The organism is Streptomyces lydicus, assembly GCF_000717345.1.
GTDB lineage: Bacteria > Actinomycetota > Actinomycetes > Streptomycetales > Streptomycetaceae > Streptomyces > Streptomyces lydicus.
This window is the reverse complement of record NZ_JNZA01000013.1, coordinates 127,962-140,874: the sequence shown is the minus strand read 5'-3', so window position 1 is coordinate 140,874 and position 12,913 is coordinate 127,962. Positions and strand designations below refer to the sequence as shown.

The following is a 12,913-nucleotide window of genomic DNA, read 5'->3' as shown; positions in this document are numbered from 1 at the left end:
GGACAGCCCACGGCCCCGCACCGCCAAGCGGTCCGGGGCCGTGTTCGGTCGAGCGACGTGAGCGGGCTTACAGGCCCGCGGCCTTCTTCAGGGCCTCCACGCGGTCCGTGCGCTCCCAGGTGAAGTCCTCCAGCTCGCGGCCGAAGTGGCCGTAGGCGGCGGTCTGGGAGTAGATCGGGCGGAGCAGATCGAGGTCACGAATGATCGCGGCCGGGCGGAGGTCGAAGACCTCGGCGATGGCCTGCTCGATCTTGTCGGTGTCGACGGTGGCGGTGCCGAAGGTCTCGACGAAGAGACCGACCGGCTCGGCCTTGCCGATCGCGTAGGCGACCTGGACCTCGCAGCGGGCCGCGAGGCCGGCGGCGACGACGTTCTTGGCGACCCAGCGCATCGCGTAGGCGGCCGAGCGGTCGACCTTGGACGGGTCCTTGCCGGAGAAGGCGCCGCCACCGTGGCGGGCCATGCCGCCGTAGGTGTCGATGATGATCTTGCGGCCGGTCAGACCGGCGTCACCCATCGGGCCGCCGATCTCGAAGCGACCGGTCGGGTTGACCAGCAGGCGGTAGCCGTCGGTGTCCAGCTTGATGCCGTCCTCGACGAGCTGGTTGAGGACGTGCTCGACGACGAACTCGCGGATGTCGGGCGCGAGCAGCGAGTCGAGGTCGATGTCGCTGGCGTGCTGCGAGGAGACCACGACGGTGTCGAGGCGGACGGCCTTGTGGCCGTCGTACTCGATGGTGACCTGGGTCTTGCCGTCGGGGCGGAGGTAGGGGATGGTGCCGTTCTTGCGGACCTCGGACAGGCGCTTGGACAGGCGGTGCGCGAGGTTGATCGGGAGCGGCATCAGCTCCGGCGTCTCGTCGCACGCGTAGCCGAACATCAGGCCCTGGTCACCGGCGCCCTGCCGGTCCAGCTCGTCGTCGTCGCCCTCGACGCGGTTCTCGTACGCGGTGTCGACGCCCTGTGCGATGTCCGGGGACTGCGCACCGATGGAGACCGAGACACCACAGGAAGCGCCGTCGAAGCCCTTCTTGGACGAGTCGTAGCCGATGTCCAGGATCTTGTTGCGGACGAGGTTGGGGATGTCGGCGTACGCCTTGGTCGTCACCTCGCCGGCCACATGGACCAGGCCGGTGGTGATCAGCGTCTCGACGGCGACCCGGGAGGTCGGGTCCTCCTTGAGGAGCGCGTCGAGGATCGTGTCGCTGATCTGGTCAGCGATCTTGTCGGGGTGGCCCTCGGTCACGGACTCCGAGGTGAACAGGCGGCGGGACACATCGCTCCCTGGGGTTGCAGCGGCTGCTGGCTGATCATTGGCGGAAGGGCCGAGAGCTGCGCTCGGCCCGATCCACTCGCCAGTTTATCGGTCGGATGTGGCGTTCGGGCACACGGTCTCGATTTCTGGACCCCCGGTGACCTGGGACACCACGCCTCACGGTAGGACGATCACCTTGAGTCTGTACCGGGTCAAGGGGACACGCCGGTTTTTGTGGGGCCGGTGGGGTGACCGGGGGGCGGAAATCGGCCGTACCGCGGGATCAGGCCGAACGCTCCGCCAGGCGGGGCACCACCAGGTCCCAGACCCGGTCCGCGAGGGCGTCCTTCGGCCCGTACGGGACCGGGGTCTCACTGCCGTCGGAGGCCAGCACGACCGCCTCGTTCTCCGCCGAACCGAACGCCTTGTCCTCCCCCACCTCGTTGACGACCAGCAGGTCACAGCCCTTGCGGGCGAGTTTGGCGCGGCCGTTGGCGAGCACGTCGTCGGTCTCCGCGGCGAAGCCCACGACGACCTGACCGGGGCGGGCGCGGTCGGCGGACAGCTCGGCGAGGATGTCCGGATTTCGGACCAGCCCGATCGGTTCCGGCTCCCGGCCCTCGACCTTCTTGATCTTTCCGGTGGCGTAGACGGCGGGCCGGAAGTCGGCGACGGCGGCGGCCATGACCACCGCGTCGGCGTCCGCCGCGGCCTTGAGCACGGCCTCGCGGAGCTGGCGCGCGGTGCCGACGGGGATCACGTCGACGCCGGCCGGGTCGGGCAGCTCGGTGTTGCCCGCGATCAGGGTGACCTGGGCGCCGCGGGCCGCGGCGGTGGCGGCGAGCGCGTAGCCCTGCTTGCCCGAGGAGCGGTTGCCCAGGTAACGGACGGGGTCCAGGGGCTCGCGGGTGCCGCCGGCGGTGACCACGACCCGGCGGCCGGACAGGTCCGGCTCGAAGCCGCCCCGCTCGCCGCGGGCCAGGACCCGGCGGCAGAGCTCGAAGATCTCCACCGGGTCGGGGAAGCGGCCCTTGCCGGTGTCGACTCCGGTCAGCCGGCCCACCGCGGGCTCGATGACGAGCGCGCCGCGGCGGCGCAGGGTGGCGACGTTCTCCTGGGTGGCGGGGTTCTCCCACATCTCGGTGTGCATCGCGGGGGCGAAGATCACCGGACAGCGGGCGGTCAGCAGCGTGTTGGTCAGCAGGTCGTCGGCGAGGCCGTGGGCGGCCTTGGCCAGCATGTCGGCAGTGGCGGGGGCGACCACGACGAGGTCGGCGGCCTGACCGATGCGGACGTGCGGGACCTCGTGCACGGATTCCCAGACCTCGGTGGTGGCCGGGTTGCCGGAGAGCGCCGACCAGGTGGCCTCGCCGACGAAGTGCAGCGCCGAGGCGGTCGGCACCACCCGGACGTCGTGGCCGGACTCGGTCAGCCGCCGCAGCAGCTCACACGCCTTGTACGCGGCGATCCCGCCGCTGACGCCCAGGACGACCCTGGGCCGCTCCCGCTCCCGCTTGTCCATCGCTTCCCGCTCCCCGAGCTCAGGCCCCGTACGCCGGCACGCCCCGGTGGCATACCTGCCCCTATGACACACCAAGGGCCCGGCTGGGGGCACCTCCCGGATTCAGTCGGGGGAGCCTCGCCGGGCCCTGAAGTGGTGCTGTGCTGCTTACTGCGCGGGGCCCTCGATGGCCTCGGAGGTCAGCAGACCCGCGTTGATCTCGCGGAGCGCGATCGACAGCGGCTTCTCGTGGACGTGGGTGTCGACGAGCGGGCCCACGTACTCCAGCAGGCCCTCACCGAGCTGCGAGTAGTACGCGTTGATCTGGCGCGCGCGCTTGGCGGCGTAGATCACGAGGCTGTACTTGGAGTCGGTGGCCTCGAGAAGCTCATCAATGGGCGGGTTGATGATGCCCTCGGGTGCGGTGATGGAAGAGGACACTCTCTGCCTTCCGATGGGGATAAAGCCTGGGTGTGATGCGCCTGATGTCGTACGGAACGGCGCACAGTCCTGTCCGGTCCGGGGGGCCGGTGGAGCTTCGCGGGGTCAGCCGCTGTTCTTCCGCTCCTCGGATCGGTCCAGCATCAAGGCTAGCAGCTCACGGCTGACGTCCTCGACGGAGGTGTTGACAAGCGTGAGATCGAACTCCTTCTCCGCTGCCAGCTCGACCCTGGCGGCCTCCAGGCGGCGCTCGATGACGTCGGGCGCCTCCGTGCCGCGGCCGGTGAGCCGGCGGACCAGCTCCTCCCAGCTCGGCGGGGCCAGGAACACCAGCTGGGCCTCCGGCATGGACTCCCGGACCTGGCGGGCCCCCTGGAGGTCGATCTCCAGCAGGACGGGCTCGCCCCGCTCCAGGCGGTCGAGCACGGCCTGGCGTGGCGTGCCGTAGCGGTTGCCGGCGAACTCCGCCCATTCGAGCAGCTCGCCGTTGGCGATCAGCTTGTCGAACTCCCCGTCCTCGACGAAGAAGTACTGGACGCCGTGCTGCTCCCCGGGGCGTGGCTTGCGGGTGGTGGCCGAAACCGAGAGCCACACCTCGGGGTGGACCTTGCGCATATGCGCGACGACCGTGCTCTTGCCGACCCCCGAGGGGCCGGAGAGCACGGTCAGTCGCGGTTGTCTGGCCGGGGATACGGGGGTCGTCCCCCGGGAGACTGCTGAACTCATGCAGCGATTATTCCAGCTTCCCGCTGATGCCGGAAAATTCAGGAAGCAGTGCTGCCGAACTCGCGCTCCAGCGACGCGATCTGGTTGGAGCCAAGACCCCGGACACGGCGGCTCTCGGAGATGCCGAGCCGCTCCATGATCTGCTTGGCGCGGACCTTGCCGACGCCCGGCAGGGACTCCAGCAGGGCGGAGACCTTCATCTTGCCGATGACGTCGTTCTCCTGGCCCTGCTTGATGACCTCATGGAGGGAGGCACCGGAGTGCTTGAGCCGATTCTTGACCTCGGCGCGCTCCCGGCGAGCCGCGGCGGCCTTCTCGAGCGCGGCTGCGCGCTGTTCAGGGGTAAGGGGCGGAAGAGCCACGCCTACGTCACCTCGGATGTCGAACTGTCGGATACGGACCGGTGTGGAACCTAGTCGCCCCGCACCTGCGGAGCAACGAGCAACGCGCTTACGTGCACTGCTCTCGACGGAGACTAGCGGCCGAGGGCGCCGGAGTCAGCGAGAACAGACGAAAAGTCCTGGTCAGACTCAGCTGACCAGGACAATTCGGGACCAAAGTCCTCGTCTGAAGGCCCTCAGCCGAGCGCGGTCCGCACTTCGTCGGTGAATCGGTCCGCCGCCGCGCGCAGCGAGGCGGTGTCCGGACCGTGCCGCAGCACCCCCCGGCTGACGCTCGGGACGACGTTGCGCACGCTCTTCCCGAAGACGGTGGGGAGGTCGGCGGGGGTGGCGCCCTGTGCGCCGATGCCGGGAGCGAGCAGCGGACCGTTGATCGCCAGGTCGAACGAGGAGAGATCGCCGAGCGTGGCGCCGACCACCGCGCCGAAGGACCCCAGCCGCTCGGCTCCGGCGTTCTCCTCGGCGAGGTGGCCGAGCATCGTCGCGGCGACCGTCCGGCCGTCCTCGCGCACCGCCCGCTGCACCTCCGCGCCCTCCGGGTTGGAGGTCAGCGCGAGCACGAAGAGCCCGGCGCCGCTCTCGCGGGCCAGCTCGACGGCCGGCTTCAGCGAGCCGTAGCCGAGGTACGGGGAGACCGTCAGCGCGTCGGAGAAGAGCGGCGAGTCGGTCCGCAGGAAGGTCTCGGCGTACGCGGCCATGGTGGAACCGATGTCGCCGCGCTTGGCGTCCATCACGACCAGGGCGCCGCGCTCACGGGCCTCCACGACCGCGGTCTCCAGCACGGCCAGGCCGCGGGAGCCGAACCGCTCGAAGAACGCGGCCTGCGGCTTGAAAGCCGCGACCTGCTCGCCGAGCGCCTCGACGACGGTGCGGGTGAAGCGGGCCAGGCCCGCGACGTCGTCGTTCAGGCCCCAGTCGGCCAGCAGCGAGGCGTGCGGATCGATGCCGACGCAGAGCGGGCCGCGCTCGTCCATGGCGCGGCGCAGCCGCGCGCCAAAAGGCTCGGTCATGCGGTCACCTTCTTGTGCTCGGCGCCGACGGCGTCGGCGAGGGTGGCGTACGGGCTGTTGCGCAGGCGGGCGGCGAGTCCCTTGTGGATCGCCCGGCACCAGAACGGGCCCTGGTAGATGAAGGCGCTGTAGCCCTGGACGAGGGTGGCGCCGGCCAGGATCCGCTGCCAGGCGTCCTCGGCGGTCTCGACGCCGCCGACCCCGACCAGGGTGATCCGGTCGCCCACGCGGGCGTACAGGCGGCGCAGCACCTCCAGGGAGCGCTCCTTGAGGGGTGCGCCCGACAGGCCGCCGGTCTCCTTGACGAGCGCCGGGTCGGACGCGAGGCCCAGGCCGTCGCGGGCGATGGTGGTGTTGGTGGCGATGATGCCGTCCAGGCCGAGCTCGACGGCGAGGTCGGCGACCGCGTCGACGTCCTCGTCGGCCAGGTCGGGCGCGATCTTGACCAGGAGGGGGACCCGGCGGTCGGTGACCGTGCGGTCGGCCGCCTCGCGCACCGCGGTCAGCAGCGGCCGCAGGTGGTCGACGGCCTGGAGGTTGCGCAGGCCGGGGGTGTTCGGGGAGGAGACGTTGACGACGAGGTAGTCGGCGTGGCCGGCCAGCCGCTCGGTGGAGGTGACGTAGTCGCCGATCGCCTCCGACTCCGGGACGACCTTGGTCTTGCCGATGTTGACGCCGAGGGTGGTCGGGAAGACCGGGTTGCGGGCCGCCAGGCGGGCCGCGACGGACGCGGAACCGTCGTTGTTGAAGCCCATGCGGTTGATCAGCGCGCGGTCCTGGACAAGCCGGAACAGGCGCTTTTTGGGGTTGCCGGGCTGGGCCTGGGCGGTGACGGTGCCGATCTCGACGTGGTCGAAGCCGAGCATGGTCATGCCGTCGATGGCGACCGCGTTCTTGTCGAAGCCGGCGGCGAGCCCGAAGGGGCCGTGCATCCGGCGGCCGAACGCCTCGACGCGCAGTTCCTTGTGGCGCGGCGCGAGCGCGGCGGCCAGGAACGTCCGCAGTACGGGGACCCGCGCGGCCCGGCAGATCCAGCCGAAGGCCAGGTGGTGGGCCCGCTCGGGATCCATGCGCGTGAAGAAGAGCCGGAAGAAGAGCTGGTACATGGTGGTGTCCTCATGAGGAGGGGGACACCGTTTCCGGTGTCCCCCTCATGGGCTGCTAGTCGCGGGCCGCGGTCAGGTGTTCCGCGTGTTCCTGGAGTGACCTGACGCCGACGTCGCCGCGGTTCATCGCCTCGATGCCCTGGACGGCGGCCGCGAGGGCCTGGACCGTGGTCAGGCAGGGCACGGAGCGGGCCACTGCCGCGGTGCGGATGTCGTAGCCGTCCAGCCGGCCGCCGGTGCCGTACGGGGTGTTGATGATCAGGTCGACCTGACCGTCGTGGATCAGCTGGACGATGGTCTTCTCACCGTTCGGGCCCTCGCCCTCGGACTGCTTGCGCACCACGGTGGCGTTGATGCCGTTGCGGCGCAGCACCTCGGCGGTGCCGGAGGTGGCGAGCAGCTCGAAGCCGTGCGCGACCAGCTCGCGGGCCGGGAAGATCATCGAGCGCTTGTCCCGGTTGGCGACGGAGACGAAGGCGCGGCCCTTGGTGGGCAGCGCCCCGTAGGCGCCGGACTGCGACTTGGCGTAGGCGGTGCCGAAGACCGAGTCGATGCCCATGACCTCGCCGGTGGAGCGCATCTCCGGGCCGAGGATGGTGTCCACGCCGCGGCCCGAGGCGTCCCGGAAGCGGGACCAGGGCATGACGGCTTCCTTGACCGAGATCGGCGCGTCCAGCGGCAGCGTGCCGCCGTCGCCGGTCCTGGGCAGCATGCCCTCGGCGCGCAGTTCGGCGATCGTGGCGCCGAGCGAGATCCGCGCCGCGGCCTTGGCCAGCGGCACCGCGGTGGCCTTCGAGGTGAAGGGCACCGTGCGGGAGGCGCGCGGGTTGGCCTCCAGGACGTAGAGGATGTCCCCGGCCATCGCGAACTGGATGTTGATCAGGCCGCGGACGCCGACGCCCTTGGCGATGGCCTCCGTCGAGGCGCGCAGCCGCTTGATGTCGAAGCCGCCGAGGGTGATCGGGGGCAGCGCGCAGGCGGAGTCGCCGGAGTGGATGCCGGCCTCCTCGATGTGCTCCATGACGCCGCCGAGGTAGAGCTCGTGGCCGTCGTAGAGCGCGTCGACGTCGATCTCTATGGCGTCGTCGAGGAAGCGGTCGATGAGGACCGGGTGGCGGTCGATGAGGCCGGCGTGGCGGGTGAGGTACTCACCGAGCGAGGGCTCGTCGTAGACGATCTCCATGCCGCGGCCGCCGAGCACGTACGACGGGCGGACCATGACCGGGTAGCCGATCTCGGTGGCGATCCGCTTGGCCTCGTCGAAGGAGAAGGCGGTGCCGTACTTGGGGGCCGGCAGGCCGGCCTCGGTCAGCACCCGGCCGAAGGCGCCGCGCTCCTCGGCGAGGTCGATGGCCTCGGGCGAGGTGCCGACGATCGGCACGCCGTTGTCCTTGAGCGCCTGCGCCAGGCCCAGCGGGGTCTGCCCGCCGAGCTGGACGATGACGCCGGCGACCGGCCCGGCCTGGGTCTCGGCGTGCACGATCTCCAGCACGTCTTCCAGCGTCAGCGGCTCGAAGTACAGGCGGTCGGAGGTGTCGTAGTCCGTCGAGACGGTCTCCGGGTTGCAGTTGACCATCACGGTCTCGTAGCCGGCGTCGCTGAGCGCGAACGAGGCATGGACGCAGGAGTAGTCGAACTCGATGCCCTGGCCGATGCGGTTGGGGCCGGAGCCGAGGATGATCACGGCCGGCTTCTCGCGCGGCGCGACCTCGGTCTCCTCGTCGTAGGAGGAGTAGAAGTACGGCGTCTTCGCGGCGAACTCGGCGGCGCAGGTGTCGACCGTCTTGTAGACGGGGCGGACGCCGAGCGCGTGCCGGACCTCGCGGACGACGTCCTCCCGCAGACCGCGGATCGCCGCGATCTGGGCGTCGGAGAAGCCGTAGCGCTTTGCGTCCGCAAGGATCTCCGGGTCGAGCTTGTCGGCCCCGGCGATCTCGTCGGCGATCTCCTTGACGAGGAAGAGCTGGTCGACGAACCAGGGGTCGATCTTCGTGGCGTCGAAGACCTCCTGCGGGGTCGCGCCCGCACGGATCGCCGCCATGACCGTGTTGATCCGGCCGTCGGTGGGGACCTTGGCCTTCTCCAGCAGCGCGGCCTTGTCACCGGGCTCGCTGACGAAGTCGAACTGGCTGCCCTTCTTCTCCAGCGAGCGCAGCGCCTTGTTGAGCGCCTCGGGGAAGTTGCGGCCGATCGCCATGGCCTCGCCGACCGACTTCATGGTCGTGGTGAGCGTGGCGTCGGCGGCCGGGAACTTCTCGAAGGCGAACCGCGGCACCTTGACGACGACGTAGTCGAGCGTCGGCTCGAAGGAGGCCGGGGTCTTCTCGGTGATGTCGTTCGGGATCTCGTCGAGGGTGTAGCCGACGGCGAGCCGGGCGGCGATCTTCGCGATCGGGAAGCCGGTGGCCTTGGAGGCCAGCGCCGAGGAGCGCGAGACCCGGGGGTTCATCTCGATGACGATGACCCGGCCGTCCTCGGGGTTGACCGCGAACTGGATGTTGCAGCCGCCGGTGTCGACGCCGACCTCGCGGATGATCGCGATGCCGACGTCCCGCAGGATCTGGTACTCGCGGTCGGTGAGCGTCATGGCCGGCGCGACGGTGATCGAGTCGCCGGTGTGCACGCCCATCGGGTCGAAGTTCTCGATGGAGCAGACGACCACGACGTTGTCGTTCTTGTCGCGCATCAGCTCCAGCTCGTACTCCTTCCAGCCGAGGATGGACTCCTCCAGGAGCACCTCGGTGGTCGGGGAGAGCGTCAGGCCCTGGCCGGCGATGCGGCGCAGCTCCTCCTCGTCGTGCGCGAAGCCGGAGCCGGCGCCGCCCATGGTGAAGGAGGGGCGGACGACGACGGGGTAGCCGCCGAGCTCGTCGACGCCGGCCAGGACGTCGTCCATGGAGTGGCAGATGACCGAGCGGGCGGACTCACCGTGGCCGATCTTCTGGCGGACGGCCTCGACGACCTCCTTGAAGAGGTCGCGGTCCTCGCCCTTGTTGATGGCCTCGACGTTGGCGCCGATCAGTTCGACGCCGTACTTGTCGAGGGTGCCGGCCTCGTGGAGCGAGATGGCGGTGTTCAGGGCCGTCTGGCCGCCGAGGGTGGGCAGGAGCACGTCGGGGCGCTCCTTGGCGATGATCTTCTCGACGAACTCGGGGGTGATCGGCTCGACGTACGTGGCGTCGGCGATCTCCGGGTCGGTCATGATCGTCGCCGGGTTGGAGTTGACCAGGATGACGCGCAGGCCCTCGGACTTGAGGACCCGGCACGCCTGGGTACCGGAGTAGTCGAACTCGGCGGCCTGGCCGATGACGATCGGGCCGGAGCCGATGACCAGGACGGACTGGATATCGGTGCGCTTAGGCACGCTGGCCCTCCAGGGAAACGCTGTGCTGGTTGTCGTCGCCCATGAGCGCGACGAAGCGGTCGAAGAGGTACGCGGCGTCGTGCGGACCCGCGGCGGCCTCGGGGTGGTACTGGACGCTGAAGGCCGGCTGGTCGAGCAGCTGGAGGCCCTCCACCACGTTGTCATTGAGGCAGACGTGGGAGACCTCGGCGCGGCCGAAGGGGGTGTCGGAAACCTTGTCGAGCGGGGCGTCGACGGCGAATCCGTGGTTGTGCGCGGTGACCTCGACCTTGCCGGTCGTACGGTCCTGCACCGGCTGGTTGATGCCGCGGTGGCCGTACTTGAGCTTGTACGTGCCGAAGCCCAGCGCGCGGCCCAGGATCTGGTTGCCGAAGCAGATGCCGAACAGCGGCGTCCTGCGCTCCAGCACGCCGCGCATGACCGAGACGGGGTGGTCGGCGGTGGCCGGGTCGCCCGGTCCGTTGGAGAAGAACACGCCGTCCGGCTCGACCGCGTAGACGTCCTCGACGGTGGCCGTCGCGGGCAGGACGTGCACCTCGATGCCGCGCTCGGCCATACGGTGCGGGGTCATGCCCTTGATGCCCAGGTCGATCGCGGCGACGGTGAACTTCTTCTCGCCGATCGCCGGGACGACGTACGCCTCCTTGGTGGCGACCTGGGCGGACAGGTCGGAGCCCTGCATCTCCGGGGCCTGGCGCACCTTGGCGAGCATGGTGCCCGCGTCGGGCATCGCGTCGCCGGAGAAGATGCCGACCCGCATGGCACCGCGCTCGCGCAGGTGGCGGGTGAGCGCCCGGGTGTCCACGCCGCTGATGCCGACGACGCCCTGGGCGACCAGCTCCTCGTCGAGGGAGCGCACCGAGCGCCAGTTGGACGGGACGCGGGCGGGGTCGCGGACGACGTAGCCGGCGACCCAGATCCGCTGCGACTCGGGGTCCTCGTCGTTCACACCGGTGTTGCCGATGTGCGGGGCGGTCATGACGACGACCTGGCGGTGGTACGAGGGGTCGGTCAGCGTCTCCTGGTAGCCGGTCATGCCGGTGGAGAACACCGCTTCGCCGAAGGTCTCCCCCACGGCCCCGTAGGCACGGCCGTGAAAGGTGCGGCCGTCCTCCAGGACGAGTACGGCGGGGAGCCCCCTTGTGCCGTGGGCGGTACCCCTGGTGGAGGTCGTCATCGTGCGCCTTCCGTTTCGGTGTGCTCGGTGGTTGTCGTGGTGTGGGTGGTGCTCAGGGCGTTGAGGGCCTCGACCCAGGCGGCGTGGTCGGCGGCCCGGTCGGAGCGGAAACCGGAGTCGATCTCCCGGTCCCCGTGCCGCCAGGTGACGATCAGCAGGCCGCCCTCGGTGAGGACCTTGCCGGCGATGCCCTTGTCGAGGCGGGCGCCGCGCAGTGCGGCGGCCGGCACGAAGAAGCTCGCGGCGCCCGGCCGTACGACGTCCAGGCCCTGGTCGGTCAGGGTCAGTTCGACGCGGCTGCGGGTGCCCAGGCCGCGGGCGACGATGCGGTCGAGCCACTGGCCGGCGGTGGTGGAGCCGTGGTAGCGGCCGGACATGGTCAGCGGCGGCTTGCCGCCTCCGCTCGGGGTGGTGGCGGGCGAGGGGCCGGCCGTGAGCCGGGCCTCGCCCGCGTCGGCGGGCGCGGAAGGCAGCTCGGGCAGATCGCCCTGGAGCGTGCCGCGCCACTTCCAGCCCTGGCGCATCAGCCAGTAGACGAAGGCGATGAAGACCAGCAGGCCGACGACCCAGCCGATCCGTGCGGCCCAGTCGGTGACCGGCGCGGACTTCTGCGCTTCGGCCAGGTGGATGAGTGAAGGAGTCACGCGAGCTTCCCGTCGACGAGCGTTGCCCGGCCCCGCAGGAAGGTGTGGGTCACACGCCCCGGCAGCTCACGGCCCTCGTAGGGGGTGTTGCGGCTGCGGGAGGCGAAGCCCGCGGGGTCCACCTCTCCACGGTAAGCGGAATCGACCAGGGTGAGGTTGGCGGGCTCACCAGCCGAGACGGGGCGGCCGTGGCCCTGCGCCCGGCCGATCCGCGCCGGTGCGAAGGACATCCGGTCGGCGACGTCCGCCCAGGTCAGCAGGCCCGTCTCGACCATCGTCTGCTGGACCACCGACAGCGCGGTCTCCAGGCCCACCATGCCCATGGCGGCCGCGGCCCACTCGCAGTCCTTGTCCTCGTGCGGGTGCGGGGCGTGGTCGGTGGCGACGATGTCGATCGTGCCGTCGGCGAGCGCCTCGCGCAGCGCCATGACGTCGCGCTCGGTGCGCAGCGGCGGGTTGACCTTGTAGACGGGGTTGTACGTGCGCACCATCTCGTCGGTGAGGAGGAGGTGGTGCGGGGTGACCTCGGCGGTGACGTCGATGCCGCGGGACTTGGCCCAGCGCACGATCTCGACGCTGCCGGCGGTCGACAGGTGGCAGATGTGCACCCGCGAGCCGACGTGCTCGGCGAGCAGCACGTCCCGGGCGATGATCGACTCCTCGGCGACGGCCGGCCAGCCGCCGAGCCCGAGCTCCGCCGAGACGATGCCCTCGTTCATCTGGGCGCCCTCGGTCAGCCGCGGCTCCTGGGCGTGCTGCGCGACGACACCGCCGAACGCCTTCACGTACTCCAGGGCCCGGCGCATGATCACGGCGTCGTCCACGCACTTGCCGTCGTCCGAGAAGACGGTGACGCCGGCGGCGGACTCGTGCATGGCGCCCAGCTCGGCGAGCTTCTTGCCCTCCAGGCCGACGGTGACGGCACCGATGGGCTGCACGTCGCAGTAGCCGTGCTCCTGGCCGAGCCGGTAGACCTGCTCGACGACGCCGGCGGTGTCGGCCACCGGGAAGGTGTTGGCCATGGCGAACACCGCGGTGTAACCGCCGCTCGCGGCGGCCCGGGTGCCGGTGAGGACGGTCTCGGAGTCCTCGCGGCCGGGCTCGCGCAGGTGGGTGTGCAGGTCGACCAGGCCCGGCAGCAGGATCTTGCCGTCGGCCTCGACGACGCTCGCGTCACCGGCCTCGATACCGGTGCCGACCTGGGCGATCGTCTCCCCGTCGAGCAGCACGTCCTGCGGCTCGCCGCCGAGCACCTTCGCACCGCGGATCAGGATCTTGCTCATGGTTC

Annotated in this window: 11 protein-coding genes; all 11 read right to left on the bottom strand. The window is 70.6% G+C overall.

Going from position 1 to position 12,913, the window contains the following annotated elements:
• Nucleotides 1-67 precede the first annotated feature (67 nt).
• Entirely contained in the window at nucleotides 68-1,276 is a 1,209-nt protein-coding gene (metK, locus tag OO62_RS14855; protein WP_033267861.1) for a methionine adenosyltransferase, read from the bottom strand.
• Nucleotides 1,277-1,538: 262 nt separating this feature from the next.
• The gene (gene coaBC / locus OO62_RS14850; protein ID WP_033267860.1) at nucleotides 1,539-2,777 is read right to left on the bottom strand and encodes a bifunctional phosphopantothenoylcysteine decarboxylase/phosphopantothenate--cysteine ligase CoaBC; all 1,239 of its coding nucleotides are present in this window, start codon (nucleotides 2,775-2,777) and stop codon (nucleotides 1,539-1,541) included.
• A 147-nt stretch (nucleotides 2,778-2,924) separates the two neighbouring features.
• Nucleotides 2,925-3,197: a DNA-directed RNA polymerase subunit omega gene (rpoZ, locus tag OO62_RS14845; protein ID WP_005319902.1), complete on the bottom strand. Its 273-nt coding sequence runs from the start codon at nucleotides 3,195-3,197 to the stop codon at nucleotides 2,925-2,927.
• 105 nt (nucleotides 3,198-3,302) lie between these two features.
• Nucleotides 3,303-3,923 (bottom strand): guanylate kinase, encoded by a 621-nt coding sequence (gene gmk, locus OO62_RS14840; protein WP_051733194.1) that lies wholly within the window; start codon nucleotides 3,921-3,923, stop codon nucleotides 3,303-3,305.
• Nucleotides 3,924-3,961: 38 nt separating this feature from the next.
• Nucleotides 3,962-4,285: an integration host factor gene (locus OO62_RS14835; protein ID WP_006607450.1), complete on the bottom strand. Its 324-nt coding sequence runs from the start codon at nucleotides 4,283-4,285 to the stop codon at nucleotides 3,962-3,964.
• 215 nt (nucleotides 4,286-4,500) lie between these two features.
• Nucleotides 4,501-5,334 carry an orotidine-5'-phosphate decarboxylase gene (pyrF, locus tag OO62_RS14830; RefSeq protein ID WP_033267859.1) on the bottom strand — a complete coding sequence of 278 codons (834 nt, stop codon included), beginning with the start codon at nucleotides 5,332-5,334 and terminating at the stop codon, nucleotides 4,501-4,503.
• Nucleotides 5,331-6,440: a quinone-dependent dihydroorotate dehydrogenase gene (locus tag OO62_RS14825; RefSeq protein WP_033267858.1), complete on the bottom strand. Its 1,110-nt coding sequence runs from the start codon at nucleotides 6,438-6,440 to the stop codon at nucleotides 5,331-5,333. The genes pyrF and OO62_RS14825 overlap by 4 nt, the downstream gene beginning before the upstream one ends.
• A 55-nt stretch (nucleotides 6,441-6,495) precedes the next feature.
• Entirely contained in the window at nucleotides 6,496-9,804 is a 3,309-nt protein-coding gene (carB, locus tag OO62_RS14820) for a carbamoyl-phosphate synthase large subunit (RefSeq protein WP_033267857.1), read from the bottom strand.
• The gene (gene carA / locus OO62_RS14815) at nucleotides 9,797-10,981 is read right to left on the bottom strand and encodes a glutamine-hydrolyzing carbamoyl-phosphate synthase small subunit (RefSeq protein ID WP_033267856.1); all 1,185 of its coding nucleotides are present in this window, start codon (nucleotides 10,979-10,981) and stop codon (nucleotides 9,797-9,799) included. Before carA ends, carB begins: the two co-directional genes overlap by 8 nt.
• Entirely contained in the window at nucleotides 10,978-11,625 is a 648-nt protein-coding gene (locus OO62_RS14810) for a PH-like domain-containing protein (protein WP_033267855.1), read from the bottom strand. Before OO62_RS14810 ends, carA begins: the two co-directional genes overlap by 4 nt.
• Nucleotides 11,622-12,908, bottom strand: coding sequence for a dihydroorotase (locus OO62_RS14805; RefSeq protein ID WP_033267854.1), 1,287 nt, complete (start codon nucleotides 12,906-12,908; stop codon nucleotides 11,622-11,624). Before OO62_RS14805 ends, OO62_RS14810 begins: the two co-directional genes overlap by 4 nt.
• Between the last annotated feature and the right edge of the window lie 5 nt (nucleotides 12,909-12,913).

Bases quoted from the DNA above. Each gene is read 5' to 3' on its own strand.
- OO62_RS14825 (WP_033267858.1), bottom strand. From the start codon at position 6,440: ATGTACCAGCTCTTCTTCCGGCTCTTCTTCACGCGCATGGATCCCGAG.
- OO62_RS14805 (WP_033267854.1), bottom strand. From the start codon at position 12,908: ATGAGCAAGATCCTGATCCGCGGTGCGAAGGTGCTCGGCGGCGAGCCG.
- carA (WP_033267856.1), bottom strand. From the start codon at position 10,981: ATGACGACCTCCACCAGGGGTACCGCCCACGGCACAAGGGGGCTCCCC.
- pyrF (WP_033267859.1), bottom strand. From the start codon at position 5,334: ATGACCGAGCCTTTTGGCGCGCGGCTGCGCCGCGCCATGGACGAGCGC.
- gmk (WP_051733194.1), bottom strand. From the start codon at position 3,923: ATGAGTTCAGCAGTCTCCCGGGGGACGACCCCCGTATCCCCGGCCAGA.
- coaBC (WP_033267860.1), bottom strand. From the start codon at position 2,777: ATGGACAAGCGGGAGCGGGAGCGGCCCAGGGTCGTCCTGGGCGTCAGC.